The following is an 18,441-nucleotide window of genomic DNA, read 5'->3' as shown; positions in this document are numbered from 1 at the left end:
CAATAATCAGATATTAAGAAACGGAGATTGAAATGGATAAAAAAGCGATTCGAAATTTTGCAATTAATGCGAGAAATATCCTCATTGCGAGAGTAAGTGCCAAACTTGCTAAATTAGGTGTTACAGAATCAGGCATTGATGAGACCACGCAAATCGATTCAAGCTTGATTGAGATTAAGAGTAACGGCGAGCGGTTTGTCGGTAAAGATATTATGAAACGGGCTAAATTAGTAGAAGAGCTCCAAAAAAGAGAAGCGTATTCTGGTTATAAAATTGCGTATCAAACACTAATAGAAGAAGTTGCTTACACTTGGTTTAACCGTTTAATTGCTATCCGATTTATGGAAGTAAATAATTATTTGCCAGATAGACAGCGAGTTCTTTCTAGCGAATCTGTTGGAAAAAAAGAACCAGATATGATAACTAATTTATTAGAAACGAACTTGTATCAAGAATTTGATGAAAAGACTAAGGAAAAAGTCATTGAATTAATCAGTGACGGATCGGCACAGGCGGTAGATGAACTCTACCAACTCGTATTTATCCGAGTATGTAATAATTTAAACCAACAATTACCAAATTTATTTGAAAAAATTGATGATTATACAGAATTGCTATTTAGTATTTCATATATTGATGATAATGGTGTTATTGCGAGCTTGTTGACGATTCCAGAAGAGGATTTTGATGTTCAAGCAGGTGGACAAATTGAAATAATTGGTTGGATGTACCAGTACTATAATACAGAACCAAAAGATAAAGTCTTTGCACGAGGAAACCGAAAAATCCGCGCCGATGAAATCCCAGCTGCAACACAATTGTTTACGCCGGATTGGATTGTTCGTTACATGGTAGAGAACTCTCTAGGACGTTATTATATTGATCAAAAATTAGCGAATCGATTTGAGACTCGAACAGAAAAAGAAATTGCCGATTCTTTTGGTTGGAAATATTATTTACCATCTGCAGAACAACCAGAAGAGGTCCAACTTCAAATTTTAGATGAACGAAAAAATAAAAGTGATTTCGCTCTACAAGAGATAAAGCTTTTAGATAACGCCATGGGTTCTGGGCATGTTTTGGTTTATGCATTTGATGTTTTTATTAAATTATACAAAGAAGAAGGTTACAGTGAACGCGAAGCTGCTGAACTTATTCTGACACATAATTTATTTGGATTAGAAATTGACAAACGGGCATTTCAACTAGCTTATTTTGCAATTATGATGAAAGGACGTCAATATAGTCGTAGAATTCTAAATAAAAAAATTAAGCTAAATGTACACCAATTTATTAACATTAGTAATATTTCTGATGAATTTTATTCTCGAATCGAAGAGCTATCTTTACTTGACCAAAGTCGATTTAGTGATACTTTGAATCGCTTTAAAGTATTGGTTGATAAGTTTGAAGTAGCGACTGAGTTAGGCTCTGTTATTAATGTTACTGATGTGAATATAACCGATGTGGAAGAGTTTAGAAATCTTATTAATGTTTTTCCTGAGTTTAGCAATATGGATGAATTGTACGCCATTCCAGTTATTCATCAACAATTAAACGAGATGTTAGACATTGTTACAATCATGATTGCTAAATATGAGGCAATTGTAACAAATCCACCGTATCTCAATAAAATGAGTGGTACTTTAGGATCTTATGTGACTAAAAACTATAAAGATGTAAAGACCGATTTATTCTCTGTATTTATTAAAATGAATAGTGATTTACTTGAGGAAAATGGTTATGCCGGTTTTATGACACCATTTGTATGGATGTTTATTAAATCTTATGAACAACTTCGAGATTATTTAATCAAGAACAAAAGTATCTCTAGCTTGATTCAAATGGAATATTCTGCTTTTGAAGAAGCAACAGTTCCTGTTTGCTGCTTTACTATAAAGAATACACAACTGGAACCTGTCGGAAACTACTTTAAATTATCTGACTTTAAAGGCGGTATGAAAGTTCAAGAAGAAAAGGTATTAAAAGGTATCCAAGATCCAGAAGTCGATTATTTTTATCAAACGAATCAAGAGAACTTCAAGAAAATTCCAGGGGAACCGATTTCTTTCTGGGTAAGCGAACAGTTAATTCATAATTTTGTTGTAGGTAAACGGATGGATGAAATTGTTAATCCTAAGCAAGGTTTGGCAACAGCAAACAATAATCGTTTTCTTCGATACTGGTGGGAAGTTGACTTGGCTAGCATCAAGTTTGATGCTACTTCAATATCTGATTCTAAAAAATCAGGAAAGAAATGGTTTCCTTATAATAAAGGCGGTTCTTTCAGACGTTGGTATGGAAATTATGATTATGTGGTGAATTGGGAGAATGATGGACAAGAAATCAGAAATTTCGTTGATGATAAAGGAAAAATTCGTTCACGTCCTCAAAATACAGATTATTACTTTAAAGAAGCGATAACTTGGTCGGATGTCACAAGTGGTGATTTCTCAATGAGGTATCGTGAATTCGGTAGCATATTTGATTCAACAGGACATTCAGCCTTCAGTGATTCTATGATGGATAAAAAATACTTACTAGGTTTACTCAACACACCTGTGGGAAATTATATTTTTAAAATTTTAAATCCAACAATTCATATGCACATTGGGTATGTTTCGCTATTTCCTACTCTTTTTAATCTAAATAACGATAAATTAATTCAAAGAAATGTTGCTCAAAATATCGATGTTTGTAAAAAAGAATGGCTGAGTGAAGAAACAGGTTGGGTAACTTTCGAAAGGCATCCTTTGGTATAAAAAAACATAGAACTATGATTTGACTCTCAAAAATCTACTTAAAATTTTTAATTTTCGGGTATTGTCTTAAAGTAGTTTTCACATCATTTTTGGATGATAAGAGGAGATTTCCATTTTATGATTAAAAACTAAAAGGATCGTTCCTGAGATACTTTTGACTAATTAATCTATCGCGTATACGATATCGTTTTCCTCCAAATAATTCTCTAAACCTAACGATAAAATGATTTACTTATTGTTATATTAGTATACTGTTTTTTGCACATAAACATTACTCTTTTAAATTTGATCTTACCGCTTTAATTATATAAGATAGTGCCATTTTTTATCTAAAAAAGGAAGAAAATCGAAAATAGATTTTCTTCCTTTTTATTTAAGAATCTTTTGAGCAAGCCTCAAAAAGTCCAACTTTCGGTGGGACTACAACGCTTAGCAATATTATTTTTTTATATTAAATTAACGGATGTTTAGCAAATTCCCAACGATCATCAAATTGATTCCAATCTGTTTTTGTAATACCAATATTTGCTTTAACCAACTCAATTATTCTGAAATTAGAAGCATCAAAAATCACTGGTATATTCTGGAAATCCCCCACTTGTGAATTAATTGTAGGATTTAATACTTTTAAGATATTATTCCCAATTGGCGTATTAACTATCCCTAAAACGTAATAAGTATTGATTCGGGTACCTGAAAATGCTGACATACCTGAGACATCATGTATACTTCCTTGTTCACGAAAACGAGCACTCAACCCACCTGATGTTATAAGAGGCCAAGTTATCGCTTCTTTAAAGTAAAAACCTGGATTACGTACAACACTCCGTTGCTTTCCGTTATCATCAACGAAATTTCTGATTTCTTGTCCATCATTCTCCCAATTCACCACATAATCATAATTTCCATACCAACGTCTGAATGATCCACCTTTGTTGTATGGGAACCATTTTTTCCCAGAGTGAATCGAATCAGGAATTGAAACTGTGTCATATTTAACTTTTGTTTGATCCACTTCCCACCATAAACGAATAAAATTATCGTTACTTCCTGTTTGCAAACCAACTTTTGGTTGAACAATTTCATCCATGCGTGTGCCTTCAACAAAATTATGAATGAGCTTTTCACTTACCCAGAACGTTACTTTATTGCCTCGTCTAAAATACTTAAAATAAGATCTGTTTCTCGTTCTTCCATTTCTTTAATGACGTGAAAATACACGCTTTGAGTAGTTGTGACATCTTTGTGTCCGAGGCGCTTACTGACGCTAATTAAGTTGACACCTTTAAAGAGGAGTATGGAAGCGTGCGTATGCCGTAACCCATGGAACGAGATAATAGGGATTTCTAATTCCTGACAGAGATTCTCTAAATACCGATTGATTGTGGCACTTACAGGTAAAGAACCTTTAGAATCAACACAAATTTGTTGAACTTCTTTTTTAAACTTACGAGTAACTAGTAATTTTCTCAGTAACTTCAATGTTTGGCGATCCAAGTCAATCGTTCGAATAGAACTTTTATTCTTAGTTCTTTTAAAACCAGTGTGGTATTTGTAATCCCACGTTTTATTGATAGTGACGGTTTTATTTTTAAAATCGATATCAGCAACGGTTAATCCTAGAACTTCTGCATAACGCATGCCAGTAACAGCGGATAAATAGATGATTAGATTTAAAGAGCTTGTACAGTTATTAGAAGTGTAAGTAATTAGTTTTTGCCATTCAGTATAAGAAAGAAATTTTTGCTTCTTCTTATTTTTTCGTCCAGTAATAATTGCTTTTCTAGTGAAATCAGTTGAAATAAGACCTTCTTCAACGGCATCCAAAATAGCCGCTCGAATTTGTTTATGAAATCCTGCAGTAGTTCTTTTTGCATGCGTTTTCGCAAATTTATTCAATGCTTGTTGGTAAGATAGACGAGAAATAGAGTGAATACTTTCATCGTTGAAATAGTATTTAATTTGACGGTAGGTGTTTTGATATTTTACATAAGTGACGGGCGCGAGTGCAGGTTTTTTGAAAGTCTCCATCCATTGGTAAAAATAGTCTGCTAAAGTTTCTTCTTTTTGCATAATCTCATTCCTTCCCATTTTTAGTTGTTCCTATCGAGTTTATCAAAAAATAAATTGAAAATTTAATAGAATGACTCACACGCAATGCGTGGTATACTTAAAGGGAGAATATTTAATTGGAGGGAATAATTTGGCAACTTTAATTGAAGATAAATTCAAGGCGTGGGAAGCGGAAGCACAAGCGCGTTTTGATCAACTAAAAGCAAATGAAGAAGAACTGAATAAAATTTTTATTGATTTATATGGATTGCAAGATGAACTTGATTATCATGTAAAGGATTCTGAAGTATCGGTATCTCTAGCCGATCGTGAAAAGGATATTAAATCTCTAATCAGTTATGCGGTAGGTTGTATGTTTGGACGCTATTCACTAGATGTTGAAGGCCTGGTTTATGCAGGTGGCGAGTTTGATGCTTCGAAATATACAACGTTCAAACCTGTAGAGAATAATCTTTTATTGATAACTGAAACGCAATTTTTTGATGACTCTTCGCTTGATATTGTTGAAAAATTTGTTGAGTTTGTTTCAGTTGTTTATGGAAAGGAAACGCTAGAAGTAAATTTACAGTATATTGCGGACACGTTAAAAGGGACGGGAACCAGTCGTGAGATTATTCGTCGGTATTTTGTTAAAGATTTTTATAGCAACCATTTACAAATTTATAAAAAAAGACCGATTTATTGGCAGTTTGATTCAGGAAAAGAAAATGGGTTTAAGGCATTAATGTATTTACATCGTTATGATGCGAGTTTACTTGGAATTCTTAGAACAGAGTATATCTCAAAACTTAATCAAGCGTATAATGGTCGGATTGAACAAAGAGAAATTGAAAAAACAGTGACTTCAAATCCAAAAGATAGTGCTAAATTTGAAAAGGAAATCCAAAAAATTCATAAACAAATTCGTGAGTTGAGAGAATTTGATGAAAAAATTGGTCATCTTGCTTTGAAGAAAATCGAACTAGATTTAGATGATGGGGTCGTTATAAATTATGATAAGTTACAGCGAGATCCGGATGATAAAACAAAATATATCATTTTATCTAAAGGTGTAAAAGAGCCGTAAACAAGGAGAATGTATGTATGTCTGATTTAAATTTAAACCAAATTCAAAACCGGTTGAATGAGTTGTTTGTGTCTTACGGCGAACGTAAGCTTATTTTTTGGTTTGATTCAAAAAAGGAATTTGAAGAGGATATCGATAGTGGTGCTATTCAATTAGAAAACGCACAAATAAAAAAAATCGATGCCCATACACAGTTTTTGACGAAGCGTTTTTTTGAGCTAGAAGATACAGAAAATAATTATTTAATTTATGCACCATTCCAACGCATGAGTGATGAAGACAATAATAACCATCTACTAAGTTTATTAAAATATTCTAGTTTATTTAATGCAGATCGAATTTCATTGGTTATGAACCAACTTGAAATACCAGCAGATCTTCATGAAGTAATGACTAAATATCACACGTTCTTTTCTGCAAAATCTCGGATTGTATCATTTGAAAAGATGCTGTCTGATGTCATTCAGACTAAAGAAGAACTTGAAATCAATATAATGGCTGTCTTAACTAAATCGAATGCACCTCAACTATATAGTGTGATACAAGCGCTATTTGTTGAATACTCTTTTGGAGAAAACCGTTTGTATTTACAACTTGAAAAATATGATTTGTTAGAAGCATTTTGGAATGCTATCCTTAAGTATTATGGCTTTCAATCGGAACAACCAACAATTCAAAAGTTGATTATCTGTTTTTACAGTAATGCGTTTTACGGTCAACTAGGGTATCAAAATCTTCCAGTGAACTTAAAAGAATATGAGGTAATAGAGCAAACAAACGCGATTGTATCATTCATGGATCTGTTTATGAATGATTCTCGCTATCAAAAGGCCTCTGATATTCTAAGTGAAGAAGTTTATCAATTAATAAATGGGGAACGTCTTTTAAATAAGATTTCTATTGAAGAGTTAGTCAACTCAGATACATTTGAGCCCATTCATCAAAGAATTATACGATACTACATCAATCAGTTGCTTAGTGGTGATTCGACAACGGTAATTGATGGCTCGACGATAGAAGATGTGATTACTCATAAGGAAAGAAGTCATTTTGGTAATAAGTACCACCATCACTATCAAGTTGTTTTAAACGCACAAATGTTATTAAATTTACTGGGACAATTAAATATTCGTCAGTTATCGAATGTACTATTACATTATGAAGAGGAATCTTTTGCCATCGATCAGTATTATCGGAAATTTATTTGGCATATTGATAAAATTGAAAACCAAGACAATTTCTTAGATTTACAGACCTTAGTCGAAAAGCAATACAAAATTTTCTTGGATGAAATTTCCTATGTTTGGAATAACTTACTTTACTTAAATGAAAGACCATCCTTATTAGATTTTTATGATAATTATGCAAGGAATAAAGTGAAAACAGTTGTAATTATATCTGATGCTTTTCGATATGAAGCAGCTCGCGAATTACAAATGGTTCTTCAAAAGGATAAGAAGTATTCAACTAAAATGGAGACCAATTTCACCGTTCTACCTTCCGTTACAGAATTTGGGAAAGCTGCCTTGTTAAAATCAAGAAATCAAACATTAAATTATGAAAATGGTTTTGAAGTGAAAATTGATGGAAGTAGTACGACAGGAACAATAAATCGCGATAAAATTTTAAAAAATAAAAATCCAAATTCGCTCGCAATTACCTATGATGAAGTCATTTCAAAAGGGAATGCAAAAGAGTTAAGGGAATTATTTAACGGATTAGAAGTGATTTATCTCTACCACGATCAAATTGATAAAACAGGTGATCATGGACAGGAGCATCAAGTGTTTGATGCTGTTCAAAAAACGATTGATGAATTATCTTTACTGCTGCCACGTATTTCAAATGGAGCTAACGTGTATCGTTTTATTATTACAAGCGACCATGGTTTTATTTATCGTCGCTCAAAAGTAGAAGAACATGAAAAAATCGAAAATCCCTCTTTTGATGACTCGGATCGAGTGGAGCGTCGTTTTCTGATTAGTGATCATCTGTATGAAGAAGTCGGAATTACGAGTATGAGATTAGGAGAGGTGCTTCGAAATGACGACCCTCGCTATATTCACTATCCTGAGACAGCAAGGATCTTTAAGAAAAAAGGTGGAGGACAAAATTATGTCCATGGAGGCTCTTCACCACAAGAGTTATTGGTACCTGTCCTAGAAGTCTCAATCGCTAGAGGATCAAGTACAAAAGAACAAACGAAAGTACAATTAATGACAACGAAAAGAAAAGTTATTGGTCTTTCTATTTCTTTAGAATTTTATCAAACAGATGCAGTAAATGAATCAGTGACAAAAGCACAATATCAATTGTACTTCGAAGATGAGAATGGGAATCGAATTTCAAATGAACAAGCATATTACGCGGATTCTGATTCAATACTTGCAAGCGAACGATTCATGAATTTTACTTTTGATTTTATTAATCGTAAATATGGATCGCAAGAAAAAGTTTATTTAATAATGAAAGATGGACAGACAAATGTAGAAATGGATCGAGTGGAATTTGTCGTAGATAATCCTTTTGCAGGAGATTTTGACTTTGGTTTTTAGGAGGAAAAATGAATGGAACAAGTCATTTTAGACAAGCTTTCATCAAATTTTGCGGGGAAGTTTGTCCGTAAAGACTTAACAAAAAAAATAAAAGAAGGTGCAAATGTTCCAGTCTATGTACTAGAATATTTGTTAGGAATGTATGCCTCTTCTCTTGATGAAACATTAGTGAGTCAAGGGGTCGAAAATGTAAAAAACATCTTAGCGCGTAACTATGTCCGTCCAGATGAAGCAGAAAAAATAAAAGCACGGATTCGTGAATTGGGTGGTTACACGGTTATTGATAAGATATCGGTCACATTAAATGCATCAAAAGATTGTTACGAAGCCTCTTTTTCTAACTTGGGACTTAGAGATGTACAAATAAGTGATGAGTATGTTAAAAAATACGATCGTCTGCTTGGTGGCGGTATTTGGTGTATTGTTGCTATGGAATACTGGTACGATGAAAATAACCGTATGAATAGTCCTTTTGTGGCAAGAAAAGTAGACCCCATTCAGATGCCAGGCTTAGATATTGATGATTTTAAAGATGCGAGAAGTGCATTTACAACAGAAGAATGGATTGATTTAGTTTTACGCTCTGTAGGGATGGAACCAACTCATTTTTCTGAAAGGGTTAAATGGCTTCATTTAGCAAGATTGATTCCTTTAATAGAAAACAACTATAATTTATGTGAACTAGGACCTAGAGGAACTGGGAAATCACATGTTTATAAGGAAATTTCACCGAATTCTATTTTAGTATCGGGTGGTCAAACGACCGTAGCAAATTTATTTTATAATATGGCGACGCGTACCATGGGATTAGTTGGAATGTGGGATTGTGTCGCATTTGATGAGGTCGCAGGTATTCGATTTAAAGATAATGATGGCGTTCAAATTATGAAAGATTATATGGCTTCAGGCTCTTTTGCTAGAGGAAAAGAAGAAAAGAATGCCTCAGCATCAATGGTATTTGTTGGAAATATCAATCAAAGTGTGGATGTTATTCTAAAAACCTCAAACTTATTTGAACCTTTCCCAGAAGTAATGGGAACCGACTCGGCCTTTTTAGACCGTATGCATTGTTATTTACCAGGATGGGAAATACCCAAGTACCGTCCAGATTTTTTTACAGATGACTATGGTTTTATTACTGATTACTTTTCTGAAGTTATGAGAGAGATGCGGAAAATAAGTTTTTCAGATTCCTTTGATCCATTCTTTAAATTAGGTATGCAGTTAAATCAAAGAGATACGATTGCTGTTAGAAGAACTGTCTCAGGTATGATGAAATTAATCTATCCGGATGGTAATTATAATAAAGATGATGTTGAAAAAGTATTACGATTTGCTTTAGAGATGCGCCGACGTGTGAAAGAGCAACTTAAAAAAATAGGCGGAATGGAATTTTATGATGTGAATTTCTCTTATATTGATTTAGAAGAAGGTAGAGAAGAATATGTTTCAGTACCTGAACAAGGTGGTGGTACACTAATTCCTGAAGGGATGGGAAAAGCTGGGCATCTTTATTCTGTTTCTTATGGAAAAGGTGGACAATTGGGTACCTATAAACTAGAGACTCAAATTAGTTCCGGAAATGGTCGTTTTGAAAGAACTGGGATTGGTTCTGATCGTGAAGCAAAAGAAGCAATGGATTCAGCTTATAAGTATTTACGTGCAAACGCCAAAAATATTAGCCAGAGTATTAGTCTAGCAACGAAGGATTTTGTCGTACATGTACAAGATTTAAATGGGATTGGTATGACAGCGGTTTTGAATTTGCCAACAATGATTGCTTTATGCTCATCGCTTTTAAATAAGCCCGTGCTACCAAGCTTAGTTATCTTAGGAGATATCACGATTGGTGGTTCGATGATTAAGGTGGAAAATCTAGCAAACTCTTTACAAGTAGCTAAAGATGCAGGAGCAAAGAAAGTTCTAGTACCAATGACAAGCGCAGCGGATTTAGGAACTGTGCCGCCTGAATTAATGGGTACATTTAATTTGATTTTTTATCAAACACCTGAAGATGCCGTATTTAAAGCGTTAGGAGTAGAATGATTTTTTCTCTCATAAAAGATAATAATAGTGCTATTTTTGTACAAAAAAAGGAAGGAAATCGAAAAAGGGTTTTCTTTCTTTTTATTTGTTCAAGAGATTTTTGAGTCTCCTCTATTGACAAATGTAATCGAAGTGTTTATAGTAAAGATGAATCATCGATTACGTTCGTAAACGAAATAAAAATAAGGAGTGGGCAACCATGGAAAAAACATATAATGTACCAAATATGAAGTGTGAAGGCTGTGCGAGTAATATTCGAAAAGCGCTAAGTGAGGTCGAAGGTGTTAATCAATTAGTAATTGACATGGCAACCAAAGCAGTTAATGTTCAATTTGATGAAGCAAAAGTGAATGATCAAACACTAAAAGCAGCTTTAGTAGCAGCCGGTTATCCAGCGGTTTAAAGAAACGAGGGGATTTGTAAAATGAAAAAAGAAAGTTTTGCGGTCGAAGGGATGACATGTTCCTCTTGTGCCCAAACGGTTGAAAAAACTGTTCAAAAATTATCTGGTGTCAAGGATGCTTCGGTCAACTTTGCGACAGAAAAATTAACTGTCTCGTATAATGAAGACGAATTAGACGTTCAAAATATTAGTGAAGCTGTTCATCAAGCGGGTTATGAAGTGATTCAACCAACGCAGGAGCTGACCTTTGCAGTCGAAGGAATGACGTGTTCTTCTTGTGCTCAAACGGTTGAAAAAACAGCTAAACATTTAGCGGGCGTTAGTGAGGCAGCAGTCAATTTAGCGACTGAAAAAATGGTCGTGCGCTTTAATCCAGGTAACATTCAAGCACGTGACATTATCGGTGCCGTCAAAGATGCTGGTTATGACGCAAAGGTTTTTACTTCGAGTCAAGAAAATGCGACGGAAGAGGCAGATAAAAAGGCGAAACATTTAAAAGATATTTGGCATCGTTTTGTTGGTTCAGCGATATTTACCGTTCCTTTATTATATTTAGCAATGGGAGAAATGATTGGTTTACCAACACCCGCCTTTTTGAGTCCGATGGAAAACAGTGTCACTTTTGCGACGCTACAATTATTATTAACGATTCCTATCATCTATTTCGGGCGTAGTTTTTTCATCGTTGGCTTCCGTACGTTATTTAAAGGGCATCCGAATATGGATTCACTTGTCGCATTAGGTACCAGTGCCGCTTTTTTATATAGTATTTATAGTACTGTTTTAGTTTATCAAGGCGATGCACATGCGGCGATGAATTTATATTATGAGTCAGCGGCAGTTATTTTAACGCTAATTACTTTAGGGAAATATTTTGAGTCTGTTTCAAAAGGAAAAACGTCAGAAGCGATTAAGAAATTAATGGGATTGGCACCTAAAACGGCTAATGTTGTCCGTGACGGTATGGAAGTTGAGATTGCGATTGAAGAAGTCCAAACAGGTGATATTTTAGTCGTTCGTCCAGGTGAAAAGATTCCAGTAGATGGTACGATTGTTGAAGGAAGTTCAGCGATTGATGAGTCGATGTTAACGGGCGAAAGTTTACCCGTTGAAAAGAAAATTGGTGACAATGTCGTTGGTGCAAGTATCAATAAAACGGGTTCGTTTAAATTTGAAGCGACAAAAGTTGGCGAAGACACGACCTTATCACAAATTATTCAATTAGTCGAAGAAGCGCAAGGCTCAAAAGCACCAATTGCTCAATTGGCGGATAAAGTTTCAGGGATTTTTGTCCCTATCGTGATTGCTTTAGCCATTTTAGCTGGTGTGGCTTGGTTCTTCTTAGGTCAAGAGTCGTGGGTTTTTGCCTTAACAATCACGATTTCCGTGTTAGTGATTGCTTGTCCGTGTGCCCTTGGATTGGCGACACCAACAGCGATTATGGTTGGAACGGGTAAAGGCGCGGAAAATGGCGTCTTAATTAAAAGTGGCGATGCGCTAGAAACCACACATAAAGTCCAAACGATTGTCTTTGATAAAACCGGAACGATTACAGAAGGTAAACCCGTGGTAACCGATCTATTGACTTATCAAGGAATGACAGAAGAAGGACTCTTAACATTAGCTGCTGCAGCAGAAGTTGGATCAGAACATCCATTGGCACAAGCGATTATTGAAAGAGCTAAAGAAAAGAACCTTGTGTTACCTGAAAGTAACGCTTTCAACGCCATTCCAGGACATGGAATCGAAGTCGTTATCGAGGGTCAAAAAGTTTTATTTGGGAATCAAAAATTAATGGTAGAAAATAATATTCCAGTAACCACGGAAGTAACGGATGCACAGCATTTAGCATCCGAAGGGAAAACACCGATGTATTTAGCTTTAGAAAATCAATTAGTCGGCATTGTCGCAGTGGCTGATACGGTCAAAGCAAGTAGCCAAGCAGCGATTGCTCGTCTTCACAAGATGGGGTTAGAAGTCGCAATGATTACCGGTGACAACCATCAAACCGCACAAGCGATTGCCAAACAAGTCGGCATCGATCGTGTCTTCAGTGAAGTCTTACCAGAAGACAAAGCGAAAGAAGTCAAAAAACTTCAACAAGAAGGAAAGAAAGTCGCAATGGTGGGTGATGGCATTAACGACGCTCCCGCATTAGCACAAGCCGATGTCGGGATTGCGATTGGAACAGGAACCGACGTCGCGATTGAATCGGCGGATGTTGTCTTGATGCGTGGGGATTTAAATGATGTGCCAACTGCCATCGAATTAAGTCGCGCAACGATTAAAAACATCCGAGAAAATCTCTTCTGGGCCTTTGCGTATAACGTATTAGGAATTCCAGTTGCGATGGGTATCTTATATGCATTCGGTGGCCCCTTATTAAATCCAATGTTAGCAGGAGCGGCAATGAGCTTTAGTTCCATCTCCGTGGTGTTAAACGCGTTACGCTTGAAACGCTTTAAACCAAAACAAATTTAATTATGAAAAGAATCGTTCGAGTCAGATGAACGATTCTTTTTTTATTATTTAAGATTCGATTAATTAAAAAAATAGTTGTAATTAAATTTCTGTCGATTTTAGTATACTAAGATTTAAAGGGATGGAGGTCATGATTTGATTATAAATTTGAGCTTTTTGAGTTTGATGTTAGCAGGTGGATTACCAATAATTGCCATGTTTCATCCGAAAAAATATCACTATTATTCTTTTTTTAGTGCGATTTCTTGTGCATTGGGTATCTGGCTACAATACCGTTATCTTGAAGTTCTAATTCGAAAAGCAGATTGGAATGCGATGATGGATATCGTTCCAACCCTACAATTATTTTTAGGACTCGCTATCTTAGGAACCATCCTAATCAATGTTATACTTTGGTGGCGCGTAGCAAAGATAAAAATAGAATGAATAAATCGCCCCTTTTCTGATTGTGTGAAGTCAGAAAAGGGGCTATTCTTATGCGTTAGTAAAATTAAATTTCGATCAGTGCTTCAACTGGAAAGTGGTCTGGAGGGAATTTGTTGTCGACACTGTTAGTTAAGGTGTGTATATGCAAAGCAGGGCTTCCAGTAGATTCCTTATTTTTTTTCAATACAAAATAAAATTGGTGGTTGGTTCTTTTGATTAATGAATTGGTAATTTAGGACATTGTATAATTCTTGTGGGAGTTGCTCACAGTAATTACGAACGGTGAGTAGTTCTTCTGCGCCACCTTTATGGCCGTAATAAGCGACAATCACAATTCGTCCTTTTGGTGCTAAACGTTCGAGTAAAGCATCAAGGGCTTTTTTGGTCGTATTCGGCAAAGTGATAATCGATTTATTACTTTTCGGCAAGTAACCTAAATTGAAAATGGCGCCTTTAATGATGGTTTCTTGGGGTAAATAAAGTGCTAGATTTTGGTGTCCATCAAAAATCAATTGGACTCGTTGCTCAAAAGGCGTATCCGTTAAGCGAGCTTTGGTTGATTCAATCGCTTGTGCTTGAATATCAAAAGCATAAACAAAGCCGGTTTTTCCGACACATTCCGCCATGAATAGGGTATCGTGACCATTACCCATTGTCGCATCAACGGCAATGTCACCAGGCTGTAAGACTTCTTGTAAGAGTTGGCGACTGTAGTGTAGAGCTGTTTTTAACATGAGGGCACCACCTCTTCACGGACGTTGAATTTCCCTTGATAAGAATCACGTCGACGCATTTCTTGATCGATTCCATTTAGGACTTCCCATTTTTTTAAACTCCACATTGGTCCAACAATGGTATCGCGAGGAGCATCGCCAGTTAACCGATGAATAATCACTTCTTGCGGAATCATTTCCAATTGGTTGCAGACAATTTCCGTATAATCATTTTGCGAAAGCAACTGTAGCCTTCCTTCGTGGTAGTCACGCAACATACGGGTATTTTTCATTAAATGCAACAAATGCAATTTAATCCCTTGAATATCTGAATCTAGAATTGTCCGACGAACGTTCTCTTCCATCATTTCTTTCGTTTCGCCAGGCAAACCATTAATTAAATGGGTACAAACGCGAATGTTATGGCGACGTAATTTTGCGACACCATCGATATAAGTTTGATAATCGTGTGCACGATTAATCATTTTACTTGTCGATTCAAAAGTTGTTTGTAAGCCAAGCTCGACCCATAAATATAACCGTTCGTTGAGTTCAGCCAAATAATCGACAACATCATCTGGTAAACAGTCTGGACGTGTACCAATCGATAGACCAACGACACCCGGCAAATTCACGACTTGCTCAAAGCGTTCTTTAATAACGGAAAGTGGGGCATGAGTGTTGGTGAAATTTTGGAAATAAACAATATATTGTTCGACGCCGGGCCATTTTCGATGCATCATATCAATTTCTTTTTTGAATTGCACCGGAATCGGATCTTCAGGCGCAACAATCATATCGCCTGAACCTGAAACACTGCAAAACGTACAGCCGCCATGAGCTACGGTCCCGTCGCGGTTTGGGCAATCAAAGCCACCATCAATGGGCACTTTAAAAATTTTATCGCCAAAAACTTGTCGTAGCGCATAATTCCAAGAGTGATAGCGTTTGTTGGGATCCTCGGTATAAATAAAAGACATAATCGATTCGCTTCTTTCTTAATGTTGTTTGTTTTGAAAACGCCAAACGAAGCGTTTTTCTTGATAGACAGGAAATGACCAAAGGAGCCAGCCAAGCGCTAATGAAAAGCCACCGATGACATCTGTTGGGTAATGCACGCCTAGGTAAATCCGGCTTAAACCAATGGTGAAAATGACTGTTCCTAATAAAATTTGTAACGTTAGACGCAGTGTCTTATTTTCGATAAAAATCGGTAATAAGAAAATCAAGGAGCCGTAAAGAATCATACTCGCTGTCGCATGACCACTTGGAAAACTTAGGCTATGTTCTGTAACGAGGTGCTCGAGACTTGGGCGCACGCGGCCAAAAGCAAGCTTCAACAATGGGTTAATAAGACCGCTTATCCCAACAACCCCTAGGCCAAACCAAATTGCCTCTGCGTATTGTTTTCCATAAATAAGCACGAACAAGACTGCTAGAAATAAGATAATGATCGTCGAAGGATTCGCAAATTTTGTAACCCATACGAAAAAAGGGGTGAACGAATCATTCACATTGTAAATCATTCCTGTTAGCCATTGGTCAAAGGGTTGAATGAATTTAGGAAAGGATTTAACAAAATAACCTAAAATAGTAAAACCTAGTAAAAAGCAGCTGCCAGCAAATTGATAATAAAGTTTATTTTTCATAAAAATTCCTTTCGATTGATCGTTATTTTGATAAAAACAAAAGTAACCGATAAATTAAATGTTGAAATCTTTTTTAGTATACCGTAGCTAGTAGATTTCGCAAGAGTCTGATGAAAGTAAATTAGATGTATAACGTGTTACAGCCAGATTACAATTCAAAAAAAATAGCTGTTAAACTTTTCTTAAGAAAAAGGAACAGGTATACTAAAGTTATGAGTTTTGTAAATTAATATCGGAGGTAAGGTAATGGGAGAGTCTTTGTCACGTAAAGAACGTCGAAAAATAGAAGAACAACGGACTTTTTATCGCAATATGAAAAAAAGTGCGGCTGTTTTAGGTACAACAATCACGGCAATTTCAGCAGTTGCGCCACTATCACCAATCGTTACAGTACTTGCGGATGAAACAGATACAGTTACTGAAGAAATCAGCGCAAATACAATGGATCCACAAGTATTCATTTCAATGGTTTCACAACATGCGGTATCTATAGCAAATGCCAATGATTTATATGCTTCCGTGATGATTGCTCAAGCAATTATCGAAAGTGGTTGGGGCGGTAGTACCTTGTCACAAGCACCGAACTATAATTTGTTTGGTATTAAAGGAAGTTATCAAGGTCAAACGGTGTATATGAGTACTTTGGAGTATTTAAATGGTCAATGGGTAACGAAAAATGAACCTTTCCGTAAATACCCATCATTTGCTGAATCGTTTGCGGATAACGCTTATACTTTAAGAAATGTATCATTACAACATGGTGTTTATTATTATGCGGGCGCTTGGAAGAGTAATACGACAAGCTATCGTGATGCTACAGCTTGGTTAACTGGTCGTTACGCGACAGATCCAAGTTATGCTTCTAAATTAAACAACGTTATCGAAGCGTATCAATTAACTCGTTTTGATACGCCGGCTACGGGGAATCCGACAACACCAAGTGTACCAGAACAGCCAAGCCATCCAGGTAATAGTAATAGCCAAGGGGCAGCAACTTATACGGTGAAATCAGGGGATTCCGTCTGGTCAATTGCGAATCGTCATGGGATTACCATGGATCAATTACGTAGTTGGAATAACATTAAAGGCGATTTGATTCACCCTGGTCAAAAACTAGTTGTTAAAAAAGGGGCAACGGATGAGTTAACACCGTTACCACCAGTTGAAAATCCAAATCCGCCGACGAATGTAGGCACAGGCCAAAAACCATCAACAAGTAATCAAACCTATACGGTAAAATCAGGGGATTCAATTTGGTTAATTGCGAATAACCATGGGATTTCAATGGATCAATTACGTAGTTGGAATAACATCAAAGGTGACTTCATTTATCCAGGCCAAAAGTTGATTGTAAAAAAAGGCACGGGTTCAACGACGAATCCAACGCCACCGACGAATCCAGCAAAACCAACCCCACCAACGAATGTGGGAACAGGTCAAAAACCGTCAACAAGCAACCAAACGTATACGGTAAAATCAGGCGATTCAGTTTGGTTAATTGCAAATAACCATGGGATTTCAATGGATCAATTGCGTAGCTGGAACAACATCAAGGGTGATTTGATTCACCCAGGTCAAAAGTTAATTGTCAAAAAAGGCACGAGTTTAACCATTAACCCAACGCCGCTGACGAATCTAGCGAAACCAACCCCACCAACGAATGTGGGAACAGGTCAAAAACCGTCAACAAGTAATCAAACGTATACGGTAAAATCAGGTGATTCGGTTTGGTTAATTGCGAATAATCATGGGATTTCAATGGATCAATTGCGTAGTTTAAATAACATTAAAGGTGATTTGATTCACCCAGGTCAAAAGTTAATTATTAAGAAATCAACAGCCAATACAGCAAATGCAAACAATCAAGTTCAAAATAAACCAGTAACGCCATCGAACAATCAATCACATAAAGTGGTAAGTGGTGATAGCTTATGGGCGATTTCTGAACGTTACGGTGTTTCGATTCAACAATTAAAAACAACAAATAATTTGAAATCAGACATAATTTATGTGGGTCAAACATTAAAAGTTTAAAAAAGGATTGAAAAGCCTAGTAAAATTTGCTAGTATACACGTAAGTTCAAATATTAAACACATTTGAAAAGGAATAGTAGAAAGCCCTTCTGATATAGAGAGTACATGGTTGGTGGAAATGTACATAGAATCTTTTGAACTCGCCTTTGAGTGCATATCCGATTGAACCTTAGTAGATTGGATACGGTGACGACCGTTAACACGTTGAGGCTAGTTTATAACTAGTGAATTTA

General features: G+C 36.0%; 13 protein-coding genes and 1 other annotated feature (1 of these 14 cut by a window edge). Of the genes, 8 read left to right on the top strand and 5 right to left on the bottom strand.

The features are described 5' to 3' along the window. The first annotated feature begins 32 nt into the window (after positions 1 to 32). Complete coding sequence (gene pglX / locus ACFO3L_RS10670) at positions 33 to 2,762, top strand: BREX-1 system adenine-specific DNA-methyltransferase PglX (RefSeq protein WP_379967243.1); 2,730 nt, start codon at positions 33 to 35, stop codon at positions 2,760 to 2,762. Positions 2,763 to 3,213: 451 nt separating this feature from the next. Here the strand turns inward: pglX and ACFO3L_RS10665 are convergent, their stop codons facing one another. Both ACFO3L_RS10665 and ACFO3L_RS10660 read right to left on the bottom strand, forming a co-directional pair. Next, complete coding sequence (locus ACFO3L_RS10665; protein ID WP_379967240.1) at positions 3,214 to 3,852, bottom strand: hypothetical protein; 639 nt, start codon at positions 3,850 to 3,852, stop codon at positions 3,214 to 3,216. Positions 3,853 to 3,902: 50 nt separating this feature from the next. Continuing rightward, complete coding sequence (locus ACFO3L_RS10660) at positions 3,903 to 4,835, bottom strand: tyrosine-type recombinase/integrase (RefSeq protein ID WP_379967237.1); 933 nt, start codon at positions 4,833 to 4,835, stop codon at positions 3,903 to 3,905. A 130-nt stretch (positions 4,836 to 4,965) separates the two neighbouring features. On the opposite strand from ACFO3L_RS10660, the gene ACFO3L_RS10655 reads away from it, so the two are divergent. The 6 genes from ACFO3L_RS10655 (at position 4,966) to ACFO3L_RS10630 (ending at position 13,812) form a co-directional block, all read left to right on the top strand. Continuing rightward, the gene (locus ACFO3L_RS10655) at positions 4,966 to 5,901 is read left to right on the top strand and encodes a BREX-1 system adenine-specific DNA-methyltransferase PglX (RefSeq protein ID WP_379967234.1); all 936 of its coding nucleotides are present in this window, start codon (positions 4,966 to 4,968) and stop codon (positions 5,899 to 5,901) included. Between the two features lie 17 nt (positions 5,902 to 5,918). Further along, a complete protein-coding gene (pglZ, locus tag ACFO3L_RS10650) occupies positions 5,919 to 8,456 on the top strand; it encodes a BREX-1 system phosphatase PglZ type A (RefSeq protein ID WP_379967231.1) in 2,538 nt (845 codons plus the stop codon). 12 nt (positions 8,457 to 8,468) lie between these two features. Next, positions 8,469 to 10,502: a protease Lon-related BREX system protein BrxL gene (gene brxL, locus ACFO3L_RS10645; RefSeq protein ID WP_379967228.1), complete on the top strand. Its 2,034-nt coding sequence runs from the start codon at positions 8,469 to 8,471 to the stop codon at positions 10,500 to 10,502. A gap of 199 nt (positions 10,503 to 10,701) precedes the next feature. After that, complete coding sequence (locus tag ACFO3L_RS10640) at positions 10,702 to 10,905, top strand: heavy-metal-associated domain-containing protein (RefSeq protein ID WP_379967225.1); 204 nt, start codon at positions 10,702 to 10,704, stop codon at positions 10,903 to 10,905. 21 nt (positions 10,906 to 10,926) lie between these two features. Further along, positions 10,927 to 13,386 (top strand): heavy metal translocating P-type ATPase, encoded by a 2,460-nt coding sequence (locus tag ACFO3L_RS10635; protein ID WP_379967222.1) that lies wholly within the window; start codon positions 10,927 to 10,929, stop codon positions 13,384 to 13,386. 135 nt (positions 13,387 to 13,521) lie between these two features. After that, entirely contained in the window at positions 13,522 to 13,812 is a 291-nt protein-coding gene (locus tag ACFO3L_RS10630; RefSeq protein WP_379967219.1) for a hypothetical protein, read from the top strand. Between the two features lie 170 nt (positions 13,813 to 13,982). Here the strand turns inward: ACFO3L_RS10630 and mnmM are convergent, their stop codons facing one another. The 3 genes from mnmM to ACFO3L_RS10615 are packed head-to-tail and all read right to left on the bottom strand — an operon-like array spanning position 13,983 to position 16,174. Continuing rightward, a complete protein-coding gene (gene mnmM / locus ACFO3L_RS10625; RefSeq protein ID WP_379967216.1) occupies positions 13,983 to 14,546 on the bottom strand; it encodes a tRNA 5-(aminomethyl)-2-thiouridylate-methyltransferase MnmM in 564 nt (187 codons plus the stop codon). Continuing rightward, positions 14,540 to 15,505 carry a tRNA modification radical SAM protein MnmL/YtqA gene (mnmL, locus tag ACFO3L_RS10620; RefSeq protein ID WP_379967213.1) on the bottom strand — a complete coding sequence of 322 codons (966 nt, stop codon included), beginning with the start codon at positions 15,503 to 15,505 and terminating at the stop codon, positions 14,540 to 14,542. Before mnmL ends, mnmM begins: the two co-directional genes overlap by 7 nt. Before the next feature lie 18 nt (positions 15,506 to 15,523). After that, the gene (locus tag ACFO3L_RS10615) at positions 15,524 to 16,174 is read right to left on the bottom strand and encodes a phosphatase PAP2 family protein (RefSeq protein ID WP_379967210.1); all 651 of its coding nucleotides are present in this window, start codon (positions 16,172 to 16,174) and stop codon (positions 15,524 to 15,526) included. Between the two features lie 246 nt (positions 16,175 to 16,420). Between ACFO3L_RS10615 and ACFO3L_RS10610 the strand changes: the two genes are divergently transcribed. Beyond that, on the top strand, positions 16,421 to 18,208 hold the full coding sequence (locus ACFO3L_RS10610) for a muramidase family protein (protein ID WP_379967207.1): 1,788 nt from the start codon (positions 16,421 to 16,423) through the stop codon (positions 18,206 to 18,208). Between the two features lie 53 nt (positions 18,209 to 18,261). Beyond that, positions 18,262 to 18,441 (top strand) — a binding site (T-box leader); it runs 29 nt beyond the window's last position.

The sequence above is a fragment of the Enterococcus eurekensis genome, from assembly GCF_042654605.1.
In the GTDB taxonomy this organism is placed as follows: domain Bacteria; phylum Bacillota; class Bacilli; order Lactobacillales; family Enterococcaceae; genus Enterococcus_I; species Enterococcus_I eurekensis.
Note: the sequence above shows the minus strand (reverse complement) of the source record. Positions and strands in the feature narration are given on the sequence as shown.

Bases quoted from the DNA above. Each gene is read 5' to 3' on its own strand.
- ACFO3L_RS10615 (WP_379967210.1), bottom strand. From the start codon at position 16,174: ATGAAAAATAAACTTTATTATCAATTTGCTGGCAGCTGCTTTTTACTA.
- brxL (WP_379967228.1), top strand. From the start codon at position 8,469: ATGGAACAAGTCATTTTAGACAAGCTTTCATCAAATTTTGCGGGGAAG.
- ACFO3L_RS10610 (WP_379967207.1), top strand. From the start codon at position 16,421: ATGGGAGAGTCTTTGTCACGTAAAGAACGTCGAAAAATAGAAGAACAA.
- mnmM (WP_379967216.1), bottom strand. From the start codon at position 14,546: ATGTTAAAAACAGCTCTACACTACAGTCGCCAACTCTTACAAGAAGTC.
- ACFO3L_RS10635 (WP_379967222.1), top strand. From the start codon at position 10,927: ATGAAAAAAGAAAGTTTTGCGGTCGAAGGGATGACATGTTCCTCTTGT.
- mnmL (WP_379967213.1), bottom strand. From the start codon at position 15,505: ATGTCTTTTATTTATACCGAGGATCCCAACAAACGCTATCACTCTTGG.
- ACFO3L_RS10640 (WP_379967225.1), top strand. From the start codon at position 10,702: ATGGAAAAAACATATAATGTACCAAATATGAAGTGTGAAGGCTGTGCG.
- ACFO3L_RS10660 (WP_379967237.1), bottom strand. From the start codon at position 4,835: ATGCAAAAAGAAGAAACTTTAGCAGACTATTTTTACCAATGGATGGAG.
- pglZ (WP_379967231.1), top strand. From the start codon at position 5,919: ATGTCTGATTTAAATTTAAACCAAATTCAAAACCGGTTGAATGAGTTG.
- pglX (WP_379967243.1), top strand. From the start codon at position 33: ATGGATAAAAAAGCGATTCGAAATTTTGCAATTAATGCGAGAAATATC.
- ACFO3L_RS10665 (WP_379967240.1), bottom strand. From the start codon at position 3,852: ATGGATGAAATTGTTCAACCAAAAGTTGGTTTGCAAACAGGAAGTAAC.